The organism is Streptomyces sp. NPDC096205, from assembly GCF_044763135.1.
Lineage (GTDB): Bacteria > Actinomycetota > Actinomycetes > Streptomycetales > Streptomycetaceae > Streptomyces.
This window is the reverse complement of sequence record NZ_JBIWFS010000012.1, coordinates 1-21457: the sequence shown is the minus strand read 5'-3', so window position 1 is coordinate 21457 and position 21457 is coordinate 1. Positions and strand designations below refer to the sequence as shown.

Sequence of the window (21457 nt, the reverse complement as noted above, 5' to 3'; positions counted from 1 at the left end):
AACGACAGCGGACCCGGTGCCGTAGGTCACAGCACCGGGTCCGTCGGCGGCGAAGTCCTACTTCGTCCACTCCGCCCAGGACAGGTTCCAGCCGTTGAGGCCGTTGGACGGGTCGACCACCGGGTCGGTGGAGTTCTTCACGTCGACCACGTCACCGACGATCGAGTTCTCGAAGAACCAGGCCGCCTCGACGTCCTTGTCCCAGCCGCCGCGCACGTCGCGCAGGCCGATGCAGCCGTGGCTGGCGTTGTAGTTGCCGAAGGCGTCGCCGCCCCAGTAGTTGCCGTGCACGAAGGTGCCCGAGTCGGTCAGGCGCATGGCGTGCGGCACGTCCTTGATGTCGTACTCGCCGTCGTAGCCCACCGTGTCGCCGTTCATCCGGGTCACGGTGAACTTCTCGCTGATGACCATCTTGCCGTTCCAGGTGGCGTAGCCGGGCTTGCCGGTGGTCACCGGGACCGTCTTGAAGAGCTTGCCGTCCCGCATGACCTTCATGGTGTGCTTCTCGGCGTCGACGATCGTCACCTGCGAGCGGCCGATGGTGAAGGACACGGTCTTGGACTGCTCGCCGTAGACGCCGTCGCGGCCCTCGACGCCGTCGAGGTTGAGCTCGACGGTGACCTTGGTGCCGGCCTTCCAGTACTGCTCGGGCCGGAAGTCGAGCCGGTCGTTGCCGAACCAGTGGCCCTGGACGTCCACGGCCGGCTCGGTCTTGATCTTGATGGCCTTCTCGACGTCGTCCGGGTGGGTGATGCCCCGGGTGAAGCGGACCGAGAAGGGCATGCCCACGCCGACGGTGGAGCCGTCCTCGGGCGTGAAGGTGCCGACGAAGGTGTTCTCCGGGGTCAGCGTGGTGAAGCTGGAGTCCTCGGCGGCGGTGCGCCCCTCGGAGTCCTTGGCGACGGCGTGCACCTGGTACTTGGTGGCCGCCGCCAGATGTGTCTTCGGCGTCCAGCCGCTGCCGTCGGCGGATATGGAGCCGTCTATCTTCCTGCCCTTGTCGTCCTTGACGACGACCTCGGTCAGCTTGCCCTTCGCGGCGGCGACCTTCAGCTCACCGCTCGTGTCCACGTCGCCGGCGCCGTTCTTCGGCGCGATGGTGACGACGGCCTCGGACTGACCGGTCGCGGCCACCGAGCCGCCGTCCTTGCCCTTGCCGTCCCCGGGGTCCTTCCCGGAGTCCGATCCCCCACCACCGCAGGCGGTCACGGCCAGCAGCAGCGCACCGGCGATCACGGCCCCCAGCCGCCGCCCGCGTGCGTCAACCGACGCCCCCGGTATCGGTCGCACGTTCAAGTTGTTCTCCCCTCCCCGGGCCTGGTCGGGCCCGCGAACAGCGCGTCCCGCGCGCGCATTGGCGCATATTAACCGTCCGTTCAGGAGCACCAAGGTCGCGCGATTGTCACCGTTCGGTCCCAACCGGTCCGGTCCGGGGGCTATCCGAGCGCGCTGCCCGCTTTCCACTCCTTCCAGCCCAGATTCCAGCCGCCGAGGCCGTTGTCGGGCGCGACCTTCTTGTCCTTGCTGTGGACGACCTCGACGACGTCCCCGACGATGCTGCGGTCGAAGAACCAGCCCGCCGGGGTGTCGGAGCCGCCGCCCTTGGCGTCGCGCAGTCCGACGCAGCCATGGCTGACGTTGGTGGTGCCGAAGACGGAGGCGGGCGCCCAGTAGTTGCCGTGCAGGAAGGTGCCGGAGTCGGTCAGGCGCATGGCGTGCGGTACGTCCTTGATGTCGTACTCGCCCTTGCCGTTCTTCTTCTTGAAGCCGACCGTGGCGCCGTTCATCCGGGTCACCTCGTACATCTCGGTGACGACCATCTTGCCGTTGTACGTCGTCGTCTTCGGGGCGCCCGCCGTGACGGGCACGGTGGCCAGCAGCTCGCCGTCGCGCCGCACCTCCATGGTGTGCCGGGCGGCGTCCACGAGGGAGACCTGGCTGCGGCCGACCGTGAAGGTGAACGTCTTGTCCTGCAGCCCGTACACCCCGGGCGCGCCCTCCACGTCCCGCAGGCCGAGGTCGACGGTGACCTCGGTGCCGGGCTTCCAGTAGTGCTCGGGCCTGAAGTCGAGGCGGGCCGTGCCGAACCAGTGGGGCCGGATCTCGACGGCGGGCTTCGCGGTGACCCGTACGGCACGCTCCACGGCCGCGCGGTCGGCGATCTCGCGGTTGAACTCCAGGGAGACGATCATCCCGGTGCCGACGACGGCCCGGTCCTCCGGGGTGACGTAGCCGATGAACCGCTCCTCGGGCACATACGTCGTGAAGGTCGTGTGCCGGGCCGAGCGGCGGCCGTGGCCGTCGAGGGCGACCACGTCGACCGTGTACCTGGCGGCCAGCGCCAGCCGCTCCTCGGCGGGCCGCCAGCTCAGCCCGTCCTCGGAGATCCGGCCGGGCACCTCCGTCTCCTGTGCGTCCTGCGACCTGCTGACCTTCACCGACTCCAGCCGCCCGTCGGGCACCCGCACCAGGAGCGGCTCCTGCGGCCGCACGGCCCTGCTGCCGTCGTCCGGCGAGATACGGATGACGTCGTCGGACGCCGGCGGTCCGCCGAGCATGCGGTCCGTACCGCCGCCGTCCGTGCAGCCGGCCGCGCCGGCCAGCAGTCCTGCCCATGTCACTACGGCGGCCAGTGCGGCCCTCGCGCGCCGAGCGCGCCCATGTACGTGCCTCACATGGGTGCCCAACGACGGGCCCGCCCTGGGGAAACGTGAGTGCGACCCCACCTCTGGGCAGAACAGGGGGAAGGGACGACACGAGCCGAGGGAAGGGCACGTGCCATGACGCGCTCTTTCCGTGCCGTGCCGACGAGCCGCGGGAGGCCGACAGGTGTCGAGCGCAGCCGAACAGGAGACGGTGGCCGTCGGGGACGGGCGTACGGCCGCCGTCGTCGAGGGAGCGCGGCGCGGGGCGCCGGCCCTGCCCGTGCCCGTGTGGCCGGGCGCGCCGACCCCGCTGGGCGCCCGGTTCCGGGTGGGCCCGGACGGGGTGGCCGGCACGAACTTCGCGCTGTGGGCGGGCGGGGCGGAGGCCGTGGAGCTGTGTCTGTTCGACGAGGAGGGCCGTGAGACGCGGGCCCGGCTGAGCGAGCTGACGCACGAGATCTGGCACGGCTTCGTGCCGGGCGTGCTGCCGGGCCAGCGTTACGGCTACCGGGTGCACGGCCGCTGGGACCCGTGGACCGGCGCCCGCTGGAACCCGGCGAAGCTGCTGCTCGACCCGTACGCGCGTGCGGTGGACGGCGACTACGCGGCCTCCGGGCTGGCGCCGGAGCTGTACGGGCACGTCCGGGACTGGCCCGAGCAGCAGGTCGCCGACACCGTGCGCGACGACCGGGACTCGGCGCCGTTCGTGCCCAAGGGCGTGGTCGTCCATGACGACGACGACTGGTCCGACGACCGCCGGCCCAAGACGCCCTGGGCGGACTCGGTGATCTACGAGCTGCATGTGCGCGGCTTCACCAAGCGGCACCCCGGCATCCCCGAGGAGCTGCGCGGCACGTACGCGGGCCTCGCGCACCCGGCCGCGATCGAGCATCTGGTGAAGCTGGGCGTCACGGCGGTGGAGCTGCTGCCGGTGCACCAGTTCGCGCACGAGGACCACCTGCTCAGAAGGGGCCTGCGCAACTACTGGGGCTACAACTCCATCGGCTACTTCGCGCCGCACGCCGCCTACGCCGCCTCCGGTACGACCGGTCAGCAGGTCGGCGAGTTCAAGCGGATGGTGCGCGCGCTGCACGCGGCCGGGATCGAGGTCGTCCTCGACGTGGTCTACAACCACACGGCGGAAGCGGGCGAGTTCGGGCCCACGCTGTCGCTGAAGGGCATCGACAACCGCGGCTACTACCGGCTCCAGCCGGACGCGCGCCGGTACGCCGACTACACGGGCTGCGGCAACACCCTGCACGTGGTGCAGCCGCATGTGCTCCGGCTCATCACCGACTCGCTGCGCTACTGGGTGACGGAGATGGGCGTGGACGGCTTCCGCTTCGACCTCGCGGCCGCGCTGGCCCGCTCGATGCACGACGTCGACATGCTGTCCCCGTTCCTCGCGGTCATCGCCCAGGACCCCGTGCTGCGGCGGGTGAAGCTGATCGCCGAGCCGTGGGACGTCGGCTCGGGCGGCTACCAGGTGGGGGCGTTCCCGCCGCTGTGGACGGAGTGGAACGACCGCTACCGGGGCGCCGTACGGGACTTCTGGCGCGGCGCGCTGCCCGATGTGCGCGACCTCGGCTACCGGCTGTCGGGCTCCAGCGACCTGTACGCGTGGGGCGGGCGGCGGCCGTACGCCTCGGTCAACTTCGTCACCGCGCACGACGGTTTCACGCTGCGCGACCTGGTGTCGTACGAGTACAAGCACAACGACGCCAACGGCGAGGGCAACCGGGACGGCACCGACGACAACCGCTCCTGGAACTGCGGCGCCGAGGGCGACACCGACGACGAGCGGGTGCTGGCGCTGCGCCGCCGCCAGCTGCGCAACCTGATGACGACGCTGCTGCTGTCCACAGGCGTGCCGATGCTGGTGGCCGGGGACGAGCTGGGGCGCACCCAGCGCGGCAACAACAACGCCTACTGCCAGGACGACGAGACCAGCTGGCTCGACTGGGGCCTGCTGGAGGACCCCGGCTGGAAGGCGCTGCACGAGCTGACGTCCCGGCTGATCGCCCTGCGCCACCGGCACCCGGTGCTGCGCCGGCGGGCGTTCTTCTCCGGCCGGGCGCACTCCGCGGACGGGCTGCGGGACCTGGCCTGGTTCACCGCGCGGGGCTCCGAGATGACCGAGGGCGACTGGTACGCGCCCGCCGCCACGCTCGGCATGTATCTGTCCGGCCGGGACATCCCCGGCCGGGACGGGCGCGGCGCCCCGATCCTCGACGAGAGCTTCCTCGCCGTGCTGCACGCCGGGGAGCGGCCGGTGGACTTCGTGCTGCCGGGCCCGCCCTGGGCCGAGGCGTACGAACTGGTCGTCGACACCTCCCGCGAGGACCAGGCCGAGCCGCCGGGCACCGTGCACCGGGCGGGCACCCGGCTCACCGTGCCGGGCCGGGCGGTGCTGCTGCTGAAAGTGGGCTGAACGGCAGGTCGTAGGACCTTTGGCTCAGGCCGGCCCGGCCGAAACTCGGTGGGCAGTGTCAGTGGCGAACCGTAGGCTCGCTGCTGATGCCCACGACACGTGCAACCACCGAGGACCGTTCCGCCGTTCGCAGCCTGCTGCGCCTGTGGCCGTATGTACGGCCGGTGCGCGTACGGCTGTTCGGCGCCGCTCTCGTGGCGGTCGTGGCCTCCTGTGTGGGGCTGGTGATCCCGCTCGTGCTGAAGTGGGTGGTGGACGGTCCGGTGGCCGACGGCGACCCGGCGGGTGTCTGGCTGGGCGCGCTGTATCTGCTGCTCCTCGGGTTCGCCGAGGCTCTGCTGTTCGGGTTCCGGCGCTGGCTGGTGGCCCGGCCGCTGTCGGGCGTGGAGGCGGCGATGCGGGCCGACCTCTACCGGCATCTGCAGCGTCTGCCGGTGTCCTTCCACGACCGCTGGGCCTCCGGCCAGTTGCTGTCGCGCGGCACCACCGACCTGATGCTGCTGCGCATGTTCCTGGCCTTCCCGCTGACCTTCCTGCTGGTCAACGGGGTGACGATCCTGGCCGGCGTGACCATCATGCTCCTCCAGGACCTCACCCTCGGGCTGGTGATCCTGCTGCCGGCCGTGCCGGTGATGGTCACCTGTGTGGTCTTCGAGAAGCGGTACGCGGACGTGGCCCGGCTCGCCCAGGACCAGGTCGGCGATCTGACGACGGTCGTCGAGGAGAGCGTCCTCGGCATCCGCATCATCAAGGGCTTCGGCCGGCATCGCAGCCAGGCACGGGCGTTCCGGGAGCTGTCCGGCACCCTGCGCGGCACGGAGCTGCACAAGGCGCGGCTGCTGGCGGCTATCTGGGCCGTCATCGTGACGCTGCCGGAGGTGGCCATCGGGGCCGCGCTGGTCCTGGGCACCGTCCAGGTGGCCGACGGCGACCTGTCGGCGGGCACGCTGGTGGCGTTCCTGTCGACCGCCCTCGCACTGCGGTGGCCCGTCGACTCGATCGGCTTCCTGCTGGCGATGAGCCAGGAGGCGGCGACGGCGACCGAGCGGTACTTCGAGGTGATGGACGCGAGCCCGGAGGAGACGGGTGCGGGTGCGGGTGCCGCAACCAGTGCCGGCGCCGCTACCGCCACCGCCACCGCTGTGGGCAGTCGTTCCGCAGGGCGGAACGGGTGGGCACAGCCGACAGCGCCCGGCACCGCTGGAAGAGGGCTCCGCTTCGAGGACGTCACCTTCCGCTACCCGGACGCCCCGCCCGACGCGCCGCCCGTCCTCGACGGCATCGACCTCCACATCCGCCCCGGCGAGTCCATGGCCCTCGTAGGAGCCACCGGCAGCGGGAAGACCACGCTCACCGCGCTGGTCCCCCGCCTCCACGAGGTGACGTCCGGGAAGATCACCCTGGACGGCGTCGACATCACCGCGATGCCCCGCGAGGAACTGCGCTCCCTCATCTCCGTCGCGTTCGAGGAGCCCACCCTCTTCTCGGCGAGCGTCGGCGAGAACGTCCTCATGGGGGCCGGCGACGACCCCGGCCCCGAGGACCTGGACCGCGCGCTCGACATCGCGCAGGCCGGCTTCGTGCACGCCCTCCCGCAGGGCGCCGGCACCCAGGTCGGCGAGCAGGGCCTGAGCCTGTCCGGCGGCCAGCGCCAGCGCCTCGCGCTCGCCCGGGCGGTCGTGGGCCGGCCGAGGTTCCTCGTGCTGGACGACCCGCTGTCGGCGCTGGACGTGCACACCGAGGCGGCCGTGGAGGCCGCGCTGCGCCACGTCCTGGCCGGCACCACGGCCCTGATCGTCGCGCACCGGCCCTCCACCGTGCTGCTCGCCGACCGGGTCGCCCTGCTGTCCGAAGGCCGGATCGCCGCCGTCGGCACCCACCACGAACTGCTGCGCAGCAACGCCGAGTACGCGCACCTGATGTCCGGAGCGGACGAGGAGGCCCACCGATGACGGCGACCGCCGCGAGCGCCCCCACGAAGGACGCGCCTCAGGACGAGGAACCCGACCGCACCGGCGACCCCTTCGACCGCGACACCCTGCCCACCCCGCCGGGCGCGGTCACCGCCCTGCTGCGCTCCCTGCTCGCTCCCATGAAGGCCAGGGTCGCCGTCACCACGCTCCTGCTGCTGCTCCAGCAGGCCGCGGTGCAGGCGGGCCCGCTGCTGGTGGCGTACGCCATCGACAGGGCCGTCCCGGCCTTCCGCGCCGACGACCGCGGGCCGCTGCTCGCGGTGGCCGCCGGCTATCTGCTGTGCGCGCTCACCGCGGGGGCGCTGCAGTACGCGTTCATCGTGCTGTCCGCCCGCGTCAACCAGGACGTGCTGCTCGACCTGCGCGGCCGTATCTTCCGGCACGCGCAGGCGCTCAGCGTCGACTTCCACGAGCGGTACACGAGCGGCCGCCTGATCTCCCGCTCCACCACGGACGTGGAGTCGCTGCGCGAGCTGCTGAACGAGGGCCTGCAGGAACTCGTGACGGTGGTGCTGTCCTTCGTCTACATCTCGGCGCTGCTGCTCTGGCTGGATCTCGGCCTCGGCGCCGTCGCGGTCGCGTCGTTCGTGCCGCTGTACGGGCTGGTGCGGCTGTACCAGCGGCGGGCGGCGCGGGTGTACGAGGAGCGGTCGACGGCGATCGCGGCGGTGATCGTGAAGTTCGTGGAGACGATGAACGGCATCCGCCCGGTGCGCGCGTTCCGCCGCGAGGCGGTCAACGACGCCGAGTTCCGGGTCCTCAACCGCCGCCACGAGCGCACCAACGGCGACGCGCTGCTGGAGATGATGCGCTATGTGGTCGGCTCCCGGCTGGTCGCCAACACGGCCGTCGCGCTGATCGTGCTGTGGGGCGCCCACCGGGTCGCCGACGGCGGGCTGGCCCTCGGTGTCCTCGCCGCCTCGGTGCTGTACCTGCGGCGGCTGTACGACCCGATCGACCGGCTCGGCATGTTCCTGAACTCCTACCAGTCGGCGGCCGCCTCGCTGGCGAAGATCGCCGGTCTGCTGGCCCAGACGCCCTCGGTGCCGGAGCCGGCCGAAGCGCGCCCCCTGCCCGAGCGCCGCTCGGAGCTGCCCGGCCGCGAGGTCGTCTTCGACGGCGTCCGGTTCGCCTACCGCACCGGCGGCGAGGTGCTGCCCCGCTTCGACCTGACCCTGCCGGCCGGGCAGACGGTCGCCGTGGTCGGCACCACCGGCGCGGGCAAGTCGACGCTCGCCAAGCTGCTCGCCCGCTTCTACGACCCCACCGACGGGCGGGTCCTGCTCGACGGGGTGGACCTGCGCGAGCTGGCGGTGCCCGAGCTGCGGCGCGGGGTGGTCATGGTGACGCAGGAGGCGTTCCTGTTCTCCGGCACGGTCGCCGAGAACATCGCCATCGGCCGCCCCGACGCCACCCGCGAGGACATCGAGCAGGCCGCGAAGGCCATCGGCGCCCATGACTTCATCAGCGCCCTGCCCGACGGCTACGACACCGACGTCCGCAAGCGCGGCGGCCGCATCTCGGCCGGACAGCGCCAACTCGTCGCTTTCGCACGAGCGTTGCTCGCCGATCCGGCGGTGCTGATCCTGGACGAGGCGACCAGCTCGCTGGACATCCCCGGTGAACAGGCGGTGCAGCGGGCGATGGCGACGGTCCTGAAGGGCCGTACGGCCGTCGTCATCGCGCACCGGTTGTCCACGGTCGAGATCGCCGACCGGGTGCTGGTGATGGAGAAGGGCCGGATCGTCGAGGACGGCAGCCCGGCCGAACTCGTCGCCGGTACCGGCCGCTTCGCGGATCTGCACCGCGCATGGCGGGACAGCCTGGCGTGAAGCGGCGGCAGGCGATCGACGCGTACGCCGACCCCGGCACACCGGACACCCGAAGCGCCGGGCGCTATCTGTGGTGGCTGGTGATGCGGCAGCCCGGACGTTCGGTGACGGGGGCGGTGCTGTCCAGCGTATGGATGATGCTGCTGGCGCTGACGCCGTACGTCATGGCGCGGGCCATCGACGACGGGCTGGAGAGGCGCGACTTCCCGGCGCTGGCCGGGTGGTGCGCGGCGCTGGTGGGGGTGGGCGCGGTCACCGCATGGGTGAGCATCCTGCGGCACCGCACGATGACCCGGGTGCGGATGGACGCCAACTTCCGCACGGTGAAGGTGCTCGTGGACCACTCCGTGCGGCTGGGCGCGGCCCTGTCCCGGCAGGCCGGGGCCGGGGAGGTCGTCACGATCGGCGTGGGCGACGTCCAGACGATCGCCGGCTCGCTGACGGCGGTGGGCCCGGGCCTCGGCGCGCTCGTCGCCTTCGTGGCCGTCGCGGCCCTGCTGCTGTCGGTGTCGCTGCCGCTCGCCGTCGTGCTGCTGGTCGGCGTGCCGGTGCTGGGCCTGGTGATGGGCCCGCTGATGAAGCGGCTGCAGGGCCGGGAGGCGGAGTACCGCGAGCGCCAGGGCGCGCTGACCGAGAGGATCGCCGACCTCGCGGGCGGGCTGCGGGTCCTCAACGGCCTCGGCGGCAAGAGCCTGTTCACCGACGCCTTCCGCCGCGACTCCCGGCACCTGCGCGACCAGGGCTACCGCGTGGGCGCGGTGACCAGCTGGATGGAGGCCCTCGGGATCGGCCTGCCGGTGCTGTTCCTCGCGGTGGTGACCTGGCTCGGGGCCAGGCTGGCCGCCCAGGGTGACATCACCGTCGGCGAACTGGTCTCGGTGTACGGCTATGTGGCGGCCCTGATGTGGCCGGTGTCCTTCCTCGTCGAGTGCAGTGCCCAGATCAGCCGCGCCCTGGTGGCCGCCGGCCGGGTCGTCCGGTTCCTGCGCCTGGAGGCGGAGCCGGCGACCGGCACGGCCGACGCCCCCGCCGAGCCGTCGCTCCTGCGCGACCCCGACTCGGGTGTGTCCGTGCGCCCCGGCTCGCTGACCGCCCTGGCGGCCGCGCGCCCCACGGACGCCGCCGAGATCGTCGAACGCCTGGGCCGCTACGCCCCCTCGGCCGTCACCTGGGGCGACGTCCCCCTGGCCGACGTCCCGCTCCCGCAGGTCCGCTCGCGCATCCTGGTCGCCGATCACGAGGCCGACCTGTTCGCGGGGCCGCTGCGGGAGGTGCTGGGGGGCGACGACCCCCGCGTCCTGCACGCGGCGGTGGCCGAGGACATCGTCCAGAGCCTCCCCGACGGCCTCGACTCCCCCCTCGACGCCCAGGCCCGCAACCTCTCCGGCGGCCAGCGCCAGCGCGTCCGCCTCGCCCGGGCCCTCCTGACCGACCCCGAGATCCTCCTGGCCGTCGAACCCACCTCGGCCCTGGACGCCCACACCGAGGCGAAGGCGGCCGAACGCCTGAAGGCCGTACGCCAGGGCCGTACGACAGTGGTGACCACCACCTCCCCCCTGGTCCTGGCCCAGGCGGACGTCGTCCACTACGTGGTGGACGGCAAGACGGCGGCCACGGGAACGCACCAAACCTTGCTGCAAACGGACCCGGGCTACAGGAAGTTGGTGGCCAGAGATGCGGAATGAGACGCCCCAAGGGTCGCGCCCTGAGGGGCGCGGGGAACTGCGCGAGAAACCACAACGAACCGCAACTCGGCAAACCACAGAAGCGACCCTCCCAGTAGCCGCCCCACCCCAGGTAAGACGCGCCGCACTCAACCTCGTCCAGGCGGACAAACGCGCCTTCGTCACCGCCCTCGCCCTCAACTCCGCCGCAGCAGCGGCCGGCGCAGCCACCCCTTGGCTCCTCGGCCGCATCATCGACGAGGTACGGGCCGGCACGAGCGTCACCACGGTCGACAAGCTGGCCCTGGCCATCCTCCTGTGCGCCCTGGCCCAACTCCTCCTCGCCCGCCAGGCCCGCTACACGGCCCACCGCTTCGGCGAGAGAACCCTCGCCCGGGTCCGTGAACAGTTCGTCGACCGCGCCCTGAATCTCCCCGCCTCAACCGTGGAACGCGCCGGGACCGGCGACCTCACCGCCCGCGGCACCGCGGACATCGCCGCGGTCGGCGCCACCCTGCGCGACGTCGGCCCCGACCTGCTCATCAGCACCGTGCAGGCGCTGTTCCTGCTGGGCACCCTGTTCGTCGTCGACCCCCTGCTGGGCGCTGCCGGACTGCTGTGTCTGATGCCGATCCACTGGGCCCTGCGCTGGTATCTGCGCCGCGCCCGCGCCGGCTACCTCGCCGAGGGCGCGGCCACCTCCAAGGTCGCCGAGATCCTCGCGGCGACCGCGTCGGGCGCGCGCACGGTGGAGGCGTTCGGGCTCGGCCGAAAACGCGTCGCGGCGAGCCGGGACGCGCTGGAGGAGTCCCGCCGCACCCGTGAGTACACGCTGTTCCTGCGCTCGGTGTTCTTCCCGTCGGTGGAGGTGTCGTACGTCGTGCCCGTGGCGGGCGTCCTGCTGCTCGGCGGTGTGCTGCACGCGCACGGCACGGTGAGTCTCGGCTCGGTCGTGGCGGCGGCCCTGTGCATGCACCGGTTCGCCGAGCCGCTGGACCAGATTCTGATGCGGGTGGAGCAACTCCAGTCCAGCGGCGCCTCGTTCGCGCGGGTGGAGGGCCTGGCGCAGGCGCCCCGCCCGGACCGGGGCCCCTCCCGCAGTCCGGTCGGCGACCGGATCGACGCCTGCGGCGTGCGCTACGCCTACGACCGCGGGGGCGAGGTCCTGCGCGGCGTGGACCTGACGGTCCGTCCCGGGGAGCGGCTCGCGGTGGTCGGGCCCTCGGGCGCGGGCAAGACCACTCTGAGCCGGCTGCTGGCGGGCGTGGACGCGCCCACCGAGGGCGCGGTGACGGTCGGCGGGGTGGAGGTGGCCGCGCTGGACCCGGAGCAACTGCGCCGCCAAGTGGTGCTGGTGACCCAGGAGCACCACGTCTTCCTCGGCACGGTCCGCGACAATCTGCGTATCGCCGCGCCGGACGCCGGGGACGCGGCGCTGTGGGCCGCGCTGGGCACGGTCGGCGCCGAGGAGTGGGTGCGGGAGCTGCCGGAGGGCCTGGACACCGAGCTGGGCGCCGGCCGCCTGGACGGCTCGCAGGCCCAGCAGCTCGCCCTGGCCCGGGTGGTGCTGGCGGACCCGCACACGCTGGTCCTGGACGAGGCGACGGCCCTGCTGGACCCGGCGACCGCCCGGCACGCCGAGCGCGCCCTGGCGGCCGTACTGCACGGCCGTACGGTCATCGCAGTAGCGCACCGGCTGCACACCGCGCACGACGCGGACCGGGTGGCGGTGATGGAGGACGGCCGGCTCGCCGAACTCGGCACGCACGAGGAGCTGGTGGCGGCGGGCGGGGCGTACGCGCGGCTGTGGCGGACCTGGCACGGGGAGCCTTCCGGAGCGCCGGTCGGACCGGCCGCTTCCGTGACGAGCGAATAGTTCGTTTATCGAACGTGAACTCCCGGTCAACGGACGATTTCCAGCCAATCTATTGACGCGCTCCTGACAGACAGCGCGATCTGCTGCCACTCTTCCCACGGCCACCCCACAGCAACCCCACAGTCCGACCACCCGCTGTGGGCCGGGTCATCGCTCTGACGCACGTGGTTGTCACGTACCACCCCGTTCTGCCCGGAACGCCCCACCTCGGCGCTCCGGTCTCCCCCGGCCGCGCAACCCCGCGGCCCGCAGAAGGAGTCAGTGTTGAGAAGCAGTTCCTCCCACAGACGCACCTCCCACACCCTGCACCGCAAGGCCGCGGCCGTCGCCCTGGTGGGCGTCTCCGCGCTTCTGGCCGCCGCCGTCCAGGCGGGCTCGGCCACCGCAGCCCCCGACCAGGCACCCGTGGCCGCGGGCAAGGCGGACCCCGGCGCGCTGCCGGCCAAGCTCAGCCCCGCCCAGCGCGCGGCGCTGCTGAAGGACGCGCAGTCCGCCAGTGCCGACACCGCGAAGGACCTGGGCCTCGGCGCCCAGGAGAAGCTCGTCGTCCGTGACGTCGTCCAGGACCGCGACGGCACCGTGCACACCCGCTACGAGCGCACCTACGCCGGCCTCCCGGTGCTCGGCGGCGACCTGGTCGTCTCCACCACCAAGGACGGCGCGCGCGAGGGTGTGGTCAAGGCGACCCGGGCCACCGTCAAGGTCGCCTCGCTGAAGCCCTCCGTCGCGGCGAGCCGCGCCGAGCAGCAGGCGCTGGGCGCCGCCCGGGCCGAGCACGCCAAGGACGCGGACGTCAACCGCGCCCCGCGCAAGGTGATCTGGGCGGCCACCGGCAAGCCGACCCTCGCCTACGAGACGGTCGTCGGCGGCCTCCAGCACGACGGCACCCCGCAGGAACTGCACGTCGTCACCGACGCCACCACGGGCGCGAAGCTGTTCGAGTGGGAGGCGATCGAGACCGGCACCGGCAACACGGTCTACAGCGGCACCGTCGCGCTGACCACCACCCAGTCGGGCTCGACGTACAACCTCACCGACGGGGCGCGCGGCGGCCACAAGACGTACAACCTCAACCGGGGCACCTCCGGCACCGGCACGCTGTTCTCCGGCTCCGACGACGTCTGGGGCAACGGCAGCCCGTCCAACCTGGAGTCGGCCGCCGCCGACGCCCACTACGGCGCGGCGCTGACCTGGGACTACTACAAGAACGTGCACGGCCGCAGCGGCATCCGCGGCGACGGCGTCGGCGCGTACTCCCGGGTCCACTACGGCAACAACTACGTCAACGCCTTCTGGTCGGACAGCTGCTTCTGCATGACCTACGGCGACGGCTCGGGCAACACCAACCCGCTGACGTCGATCGACGTGGCCGCGCACGAGATGAGCCACGGTCTGACCGCGGCGACCGCGAAGCTGGTCTACAGCGGCGAGTCCGGCGGCCTGAACGAGGCCACCTCGGACATCTTCGGCACGACCGTGGAGTTCTACGCCAACAACTCCTCCGACGTCGGTGACTACCTCATCGGCGAGGAGATCAACATCAACGGCGACGGCACGCCGCTGCGCTACATGGACAAGCCGAGCAAGGACGGCGCGTCCAAGGACAGCTGGTACTCCGGCATCGGCTCGGTCGACGTGCACTACTCCTCGGGCCCGGCGAACCACTTCTTCTACCTGCTCAGCGAGGGCAGCGGCGCCAAGGTCATCAACGGCGTCAGCTACAACTCGCCGACCTCGGACGGCCTTCCGGTGACCGGTATAGGCCGCGCCAAGGCCGAGCAGATCTGGTTCAAGGCGCTCACCACCAAGTTCACCTCGAACACCAACTACGCGGGCGCCCGCACCGGCACCCTCGCGGTCGCCGGTGAGCTGTACGGCACCACCAGCGCCGAGTACAAGGCGGTGCAGGACGCGTGGGCGGCCGTCGCGGTCGGCTCCCGCTCCGGCGGCGGTGGCGGCGGCACGACGTTCGAGAGCACCACGGACGTGTCCATCCCGGACCAGGGCGCCGCGGTGACCTCGCCGATCACCGTCACCGGCCGCTCCGGCAACGCGCCGAGCAACCTCCAGGTGGGCGTGGACATCGTGCACACCTACATCGGTGACCTCCAGGTCCAGCTGGTCGCCCCCGACGGCACGGCCTACACGCTGAAGGCGTACGGCACCGGCGGCAGCGCGGACAACATCAACACCACGTACACGGTGAACGCCTCCTCCGAGGTCGCCAACGGCACGTGGCTGCTGAGGGTCCAGGACAACGCGGCCATCGACACCGGCTACATCAATGGCTGGAAACTGACCTTCCCGTAAAACTCACAGGAACGGTCACCCGACGCCGCCCCGGGGCTTCAGCTCCGGGGCGGCGCCCTGCGTTTACCTGCCTGAAACGTTCACCGACCAGTCGGTATCCGGTCAACATCACTTGATGGTCATGACATGTACGCACCATGGATGCCAGGCTTCCCCCACCGCCGCACAAGCACCAACACCCCCACGAACCAAGGAGCCTGTGTGTCCTCCCGCTACGCGCGTCACCAGCGCGCCACCCTGGCCATCGCCACCGCGGTGGCGTCCGGGGCGCTGCTCACCACCGCCCTGACCACCGGATCGGCCTCCGCGCAGACCCCCGCCGACACCGGTCGCACCTCCGCCGCCGCCACGCCGCTCGCCCTCTCCCCGGCGAGCCGCACCGCGCTGATCGCGCGGGCCGACGCGGCCAAGGCGCGGACCGCCGAGGAGATAGGCCTCGGCGCCCAGGAGAAGCTCGTCGTCCGGGACGTCGTCAAGGACGCCGACGGCACCGTGCACACCCGCTACGAGCGCACCTACGCCGGACTCCCCGTCCTCGGCGGCGACCTGGTCGTCCACCAGAGCCCGTCCGGGCGGACCGAGGGCGTCACCAGAGCGACCAAGGCCGCGCTGAAGGTCGCCGACCTCACCCCGGAGGTCACCGCGACGGCCGCCGAGAAGCAGGCGGTCGGCCGCGCCAGGTCCCTCGGCGCCACCGCCCCCGAGGCAGGCCAGGCCCCCCGCAAGGTCGTCTGGGCCGCCACCGGCAAGCCGGTCCTCGCCTACGAGACCGTCGTCGGCGGCCTCCAGGAGGACGGCACCCCCAACGAGCTGCACGTCATCACCGACGCGGCCACCGGGAAGAAGCTCTACGAGTACCAGGGCATCGAGACCGGCAGCGGCAAGAGCCAGTATTCCGGCACCGTCACCCTCGGCACCTACCTGTCGGGCTCGACGTACCAGCTGAACGACACCGGGCGCGGCGGCCACAAGACGTACAACAAGGCCCGCTCCACGACCTCCTCGGCCGGCACGCTGTTCACCGACACCGACGACGTCTGGGGCACCGGCACCGCCTCCAGCTCCTCCACCAGCCAGACCGCGGCCGTCGACGCCGCCTACGGCGCCCAGGTGACCTGGGACTTCTACAAGAACACCTTCGGCCGCAACGGCATCAAGAACAACGGCGTCGCCGCCTACTCCCGTGTCCACTACGGCAACGCCTACGTCAACGCCTTCTGGTCCGACACCTGCTTCTGCATGACGTACGGCGACGGCGAGGGCAACGTCAAGCCCCTGACCTCGCTGGACGTGGCCGGGCACGAGATGACCCACGGCGTCACCGCCAACACGGCCGGCCTCAACTACAGCGGGGAGTCCGGCGGCCTGAACGAGGCCACCTCGGACATCTTCGGCACGGCGGTGGAGTTCTACGCGGGCAACGCCTCCGACCCCGGTGACTACCTCATCGGCGAGAAGATCGACATCAACGGCGACGGCACCCCGCTGCGCTACATGGACAAGCCGAGCAAGGACGGCGCGTCCGCCGACTCCTGGTCGTCGTCGCTGGGCGGCCTGGACGTGCACTACTCCTCCGGCCCGGCCAACCACTTCTTCTACCTGCTCAGCGAGGGCAGCGGGGCGAAGACGCTCAACGGGGTGAGCTACAACTCGCCCACGTCCAACGGCTCCACGGTCACCGGCATCGGCCGCACCAAGGCCGCCGCGATCTGGTACAAGGCGCTGACCGAGTACATGACGTCGACCACCAACTACAAGGGCGCCCGTACGGCGACCCTGAGCGCGGCGTCGGCGCTGTACGGCTCGACCAGCACGGAGTACAAGGCCGTGGCGGCCGCCTGGGCGGCGGTCAACGTCAACTGACGGCCTTCTAGGCTTGGGCGGCATGTCCTTCACCTATGAAGAGGTCGGCGCGACGCGTCGTGCCGGCCACTGCCCGCCCGGCTTCCACCCGCTGCACGTCCGTACCCGGATCGGGGAGGGCGAGGCGGTGTTCGAGCGGGCCGCGGAGGCGGTCCGTACCTGGGAGATGCACAAGGCGCTCGGCGTCGGCGTGGAGGCCGAGGCCGAGCGCGCCGCCGAGGGTGTCGGGGTCACCGTCACCCTCGCGGGCGTCATCAAGGCGCCGTGCAGGATCGTGTGGACGGTCGACGAGCCCCGCCGGGCGGGATGGGCCTACGGGACGCTGGACGGTCACCCCGAGTGCGGGGAAGAGGCGTTCGTCGTCGACCGGACGGGAGACGGCACGGTGTGGCTGACCGTCTCCGCGTTCAGCAAGCCCGCCAAGTGGTACGCACGCGCCGGAGGCCCGGCCACCCGGGGCCTCCAGCATGCGTACGCCCGGCGGTGCGGGAAGGTGCTGCGGGACCTGTGCGCCGAGGCCGACTCACCTCAGTAGCACCCCAGCCGCCTCCACCACCTCCTCCGACGGTGTCGACATCAGGCCCAGCTCCGCGCCGGAGGCCAGCAGGCGGTGGCAGGGCAGGACGCGGACCGTGTAGCCGTAGGGGCCGGTGCGGTCCAGGGACAGCGGGCCCTCGTAGGACCAGCGGCCCTCCAGGTCGGGGCCGCCGCCGACCGGCTTGAGGGGGGCCGCCGTGGCGTCGGTGATGCGGTCGTCGGCGTCGACACGGCCCGAGACCGCCTGGATCTCGACGTCGTCCGGGCCGAGGTCGCCGAGGCGGACCCGGACCCGCAGGGTGAGGGTCGTGCCGAGTTCGGCGGTGGCCGTCGCCGCGGAGGTCTCCACATGGTCCACCCGCACCGCCTGCCAGGACCTGCGCACCCGGTCCTTCCAGACGGCCAGTTCACGGGCCGCGCCGGTGTCCATGGCCCGATGGGCATGGGCGGCCGGCGTGTAGAGCCGCTCGACGTACTCGCGGACCATCCGGCCCGCCAGCACCTTCGGGCCGAGCAGCGTCAGCGTCTGCCGGACCATCTCGATCCACCGCTCGGGCAGACCGCCCCGGCCGCGGTCGTAGAAGCGCGGGGTGATCCGCTGCTCCAGCAGGTCGTACAGGGCCGCGGCCTCGATGTCGTCGCGGTGGTCCGCGTCCGTCCCGGCGCCGTCCGCGGTGGGGATCGCCCAGCCGAAGTCCGGCTGGAACCATTCGTCCCACCAGCCGTCCAGCACCGACAGGTTGAGGCAGCCGTTGAGAGCGGCCTTCATGCCGGAGGTGCCGCAGGCCTCCAGCGGACGCAGCGGGTTGTTCAGCCAGATGTCGCAGCCCGGGTAGAGCTTCTGTGCCATCGCCATGCCGTAGTCGGGCAGGAAGACGATCCGGTGGCGCACCCGCGGGTCGTCGGCGAACTTCACCAGCTCCTGGATCAGCCGCTTGCCGCCGTCGTCCGCCGGATGCGCCTTGCCCGCGACGACGATCTGCACCGGCCGCTCGGGATGCAGCAGCAGCTCCATCAGCCGGTCGCGGTCCCGCAGCATCAGGGTCAGGCGCTTGTACGACGGGACGCGGCGGGCGAACCCGATGGTGAGGACGTCCGGGTCGAGGACCCCGTCGATCCAGCCCATCTCCGCCGTGCCCGCACCGCGCTGCCGCCAGGAGGCCCGCAGCCGGGACCGCACCTCGGTGACGAGCTGCTCGCGCAGGTCCCGGCGCAGGTCCCAGATCTCCTGGTCGGGGATGTCGGCGACGGCGTCCCAGCGGTCCGAGCCGCCGACGGTCAGCGCGTCCTCGGTGCGCTGCGCCCCGACCTGGCGGGCGCCGAGCCGCAGCACCTGCGGGGCGACCCAGGTCGGCGCGTGCACACCGTTGGTGACGGACGTGATCGGCACCTCGTCCGGGTCGAAGCCGGGCCACAGGCCCGAGAACATCTCGCGGCTGACATGGCCGTGCAGCAGGGACACGCCGTTGGCGCGCTGGGCGAGGCGCAGGCCCATCACGGCCATGTTGAACAGATTGGGCTCACCGCCCGGATAGGTCTCCATGCCCAGCCGGAGGATGCGCTCGACCTCGATGCCCGGCAGTTCCGCGCCGGGGCCGAAGTGCCGCGCGACCAGCTCGCGGTCGAAACGGTCGATGCCGGCGGGCACGGGCGTGTGCGTGGTGAACACCGTGCCGGCCCGCACCGCCTCCAGACCGGAGTCGAAGTCCAGCCCGTCCTCGACCAGTTCGGCGATGCGCTCCAGACCGAGGAACCCGGCGTGCCCCTCGTTGGTGTGGAACACCTCCGGCGCCGGGTGCCCGGTCAGCCGGCAGTACGTGCGCACCGCCCGGACGCCTCCTATGCCCAGCAGCATCTCCTGCAGCAGCCGGTGCTCGCTGCCGCCGCCGTAGAGCCGGTCGGTGACGCCGCGTTCGCCGAGGGCGTTCTCCTCGACGTCCGAGTCGAGCAGCAGCAGCGGGATCCGGCCTACTTGCGCGACCCAGATCCTGGCGTGCAGCGCCCTGCCGCCCGGCAGCGCGAGGGACACCTGGGCGGGGCTGCCGCCGGGCTCCTCCAGGAGGGCCAGCGGCAGCTCGTTGGGGTCGAGGACGGGGTAGTGCTCCTGCTGCCAGCCGTCCCGGGACAGGGTCTGGCGGAAGTAGCCGTGCCGGTAGAGCAGGCCGACCCCGATCAGCGGCACCCCGAGATCGCTGGCCGCCTTCAGATGGTCGCCGGCCAGGATGCCCAGGCCGCCGGAGTACTGCGGCAGCGCGGCGGTGATACCGAACTCTGGCGAGAAGTAGGCGATCGCGGCGGGCAGCCCGGCGGGCTGCGCCTGGTACCAGCGGTCGCCGTGGACATAGTCGTTCAGGTCGTCGACGGCCGTGGTCAGCCGGCGCAGGAACCTGCGGTCCTCGGCGAGTTCGGCCAGCCGTCGCGGCGGCACACCGCCCAGAAGCCGTACGGGATCACCGTCCGACGCGGCCCAGCGCTCGGGGTCCACCGACTGGAAGAGGTCACGGGTCTCTGCGTGCCAGGACCAGCGCAGATTACGGGCGAGATCGCCCAGCGGGCGAAGGGGTTCGGGGAGAACGGGACGGACGGTGAATCGACGGATCGCCTTCACATTCCACCTCGGCGCGATTGTGGATGAGACCGCACGGCGGTGTGCGGCTCAACGTCACCCCCGACGTTACCGGCGCCGGTACCGGGCTCGCTGGACCTCTCACCCGCGCGTGCGGGGGAGATCTGTTCGCCTCGGCGTGTCGATCACGTCCGCGGTGTGCACCGACGAGACTGTGCACGTGACTTTCTCCGGCACTCCGACGACTGTCTCGAACGCAGCAACGTTTCTTTCCGGACATCCGAAAGCCTCACCCGCTTCGGTCGCCAGGCCTTTGGCCGAGGCACCGGCATCCGGCAAAGTGTCCGGAAGGGGCCTCGGCTCGCCGGACGAACTTCTGCGAGTGCCGCGCCAGTAACGGCGGACGGATGGGACCGGCCCCGTTCACCCGGAACGGGGCCGAACTTGTGCGCAGATGTACGCGTGAGTAGTTAACAAAGTGCCGGATTGCCCACCCGAATAGGGTGGGAAGGCTCCTGCGGTACACGCCACCGGTCTCCCGTCACAGGGACACCGAAGGTTCACCCGCAGGACCCATTCCCCACAGCCATCCGCCCACCCACGTTGACGCGGACAGGAGCGGTGATGCCCGCCACGCACCAGACGTCGGCAGTCCCGACGCCCAGCACCGAGCAGACCCCCGTACGACGCGCCCCGCGCGCCAAGACCAGCACCAAGCGCACTCCCGCGAAGACCGCGGCGAAGACCGCGGCGAAGGCCCCGGCGAAAGCCGCGGCCAAGACCACGGCGAAGACCGCGAAGAAGACCGCGGCGAAGCCCTCCACGGCTGTGGGGCGTATTCCCGTGCTCGATGTCCAGCCGGCCGTGCAGCACGGGCGGCGGCCCGCGAAGGCCGTCACCGGCGAGGCCTTCGAGGTCTCAGCGACCGTTTTCCGGGAGGGACATGACGCCGTTTCGGCCAATGTGGTCCTCACCGGCCCCGACGGAAAGTCCGGTCCCTTCACCCCCATGAGGGAGCTGGCCCCGGGCACCGACCGCTGGGGCGCCACCGTCGCCCCCGACCGCCCGGGCCTGTGGACCTTCACCGTCGAGGCGTGGAGCGACCCCATCGCCACCTGGCGGCACCACGCGCGGATCAAGGTCCCGGCCGGCATCGACACCGGCCTCGTCCTGGAGGAGGGCGCCCGCCTCCATGAACGGGCGGCCGTGGACACCCCCGAGGCCGACGGCATGCGCGCGACGCTGCTCGCCGCGGCGGACGCCCTGCGCGACGAGAACCGCCCGGCGGCTGTCCGTCTGGCCGCCGCTCTGATGCCCGAGGTGGACGAGGTCCTGGCCCGCCATCCGCTGCGGGACCTGGTGACGGCCTCGGAGCCGTTGCCGTTGCTGGTGGAGCGTGAACGGGCCCTGTACGGCGCGTGGTACGAGTTCTTCCCGCGCTCGGAGGGCACGCCCGAGAACCCGCACGGCACGTTCCGCACCGCCGCCCGCCGGCTCCCCGCGATCGCGGCGATGGGCTTCGACGTGGTCTACCTGCCGCCGATCCACCCGATCGGCACCACCCACCGCAAGGGCCGCAACAACACCCTCGACGCCCTCCCCGACGATGTGGGTGTGCCGTGGGCGATCGGCTCGCCGGAAGGCGGCCACGACGCCATCCACCCCGCACTGGGCACGGCGGAGGACTTCGCCTGGTTCGTCAGCCAGGCGGAGGCCAACGGCCTGGAGATCGCCCTGGACTTCGCGCTGCAGTGCTCCCC

The 21457-nt window shown here is 71.9% G+C and carries 12 protein-coding genes; 9 read left to right on the top strand and 3 right to left on the bottom strand.

Annotation, left to right across the window (positions count from 1 at the left end):
* Positions 1-57: 57 nt before the first annotated feature.
* Both ACIQ6Y_RS35770 and ACIQ6Y_RS35765 read right to left on the bottom strand, forming a co-directional pair.
* Complete coding sequence (locus ACIQ6Y_RS35770; RefSeq protein ID WP_404046017.1) at positions 58-1296, bottom strand: Ig-like domain-containing protein; 1239 nt, start codon at positions 1294-1296, stop codon at positions 58-60.
* A gap of 140 nt (positions 1297-1436) precedes the next feature.
* Positions 1437-2675, bottom strand: coding sequence for an Ig-like domain-containing protein (locus ACIQ6Y_RS35765; RefSeq protein ID WP_404046014.1), 1239 nt, complete (start codon positions 2673-2675; stop codon positions 1437-1439).
* A gap of 154 nt (positions 2676-2829) precedes the next feature.
* Here ACIQ6Y_RS35765 and glgX point away from each other — a divergent pair, with 154 nt between their 5' ends.
* The 8 genes from glgX (at position 2830) to ACIQ6Y_RS35725 (ending at position 17129) form a co-directional block, all read left to right on the top strand.
* Positions 2830-5076 (top strand): glycogen debranching protein GlgX, encoded by a 2247-nt coding sequence (gene glgX / locus ACIQ6Y_RS35760; RefSeq protein ID WP_404046011.1) that lies wholly within the window; start codon positions 2830-2832, stop codon positions 5074-5076.
* Between the two features lie 86 nt (positions 5077-5162).
* Positions 5163-7028 (top strand): ABC transporter ATP-binding protein, encoded by a 1866-nt coding sequence (locus tag ACIQ6Y_RS35755; RefSeq protein WP_404046009.1) that lies wholly within the window; start codon positions 5163-5165, stop codon positions 7026-7028.
* Positions 7025-8881, top strand: coding sequence for an ABC transporter ATP-binding protein (locus tag ACIQ6Y_RS35750; RefSeq protein WP_404046007.1), 1857 nt, complete (start codon positions 7025-7027; stop codon positions 8879-8881). The genes ACIQ6Y_RS35755 and ACIQ6Y_RS35750 overlap by 4 nt, the downstream gene beginning before the upstream one ends.
* Positions 8860-10566, top strand: a complete 1707-nt coding sequence (locus tag ACIQ6Y_RS35745; RefSeq protein WP_404046004.1) for an ABC transporter transmembrane domain-containing protein — start codon at positions 8860-8862, stop codon at positions 10564-10566. The genes ACIQ6Y_RS35750 and ACIQ6Y_RS35745 overlap by 22 nt, the downstream gene beginning before the upstream one ends.
* On the top strand, positions 10556-12421 hold the full coding sequence (locus tag ACIQ6Y_RS35740) for an ABC transporter ATP-binding protein (protein ID WP_404046002.1): 1866 nt from the start codon (positions 10556-10558) through the stop codon (positions 12419-12421). Before ACIQ6Y_RS35745 ends, ACIQ6Y_RS35740 begins: the two co-directional genes overlap by 11 nt.
* A 264-nt stretch (positions 12422-12685) precedes the next feature.
* Entirely contained in the window at positions 12686-14731 is a 2046-nt protein-coding gene (locus tag ACIQ6Y_RS35735) for a M4 family metallopeptidase (RefSeq protein WP_404045999.1), read from the top strand.
* A 201-nt stretch (positions 14732-14932) separates the two neighbouring features.
* Entirely contained in the window at positions 14933-16594 is a 1662-nt protein-coding gene (locus ACIQ6Y_RS35730) for a M4 family metallopeptidase (protein ID WP_404045996.1), read from the top strand.
* 22 nt (positions 16595-16616) lie between these two features.
* A complete protein-coding gene (locus ACIQ6Y_RS35725) occupies positions 16617-17129 on the top strand; it encodes a DUF1990 family protein (protein ID WP_404045993.1) in 513 nt (170 codons plus the stop codon).
* Here the strand turns inward: ACIQ6Y_RS35725 and ACIQ6Y_RS35720 are convergent.
* Entirely contained in the window at positions 17118-19739 is a 2622-nt protein-coding gene (locus tag ACIQ6Y_RS35720; RefSeq protein WP_404045990.1) for a glycosyltransferase family 1 protein, read from the bottom strand. The genes ACIQ6Y_RS35725 and ACIQ6Y_RS35720 overlap by 12 nt on opposite strands.
* A 582-nt stretch (positions 19740-20321) precedes the next feature.
* Between ACIQ6Y_RS35720 and ACIQ6Y_RS35715 the strand changes: the two genes are divergently transcribed.
* Positions 20322-21457: maltotransferase domain-containing protein (locus tag ACIQ6Y_RS35715; RefSeq protein WP_404045987.1), on the top strand; the 1136-nt coding region annotated here is incomplete at its 3' end.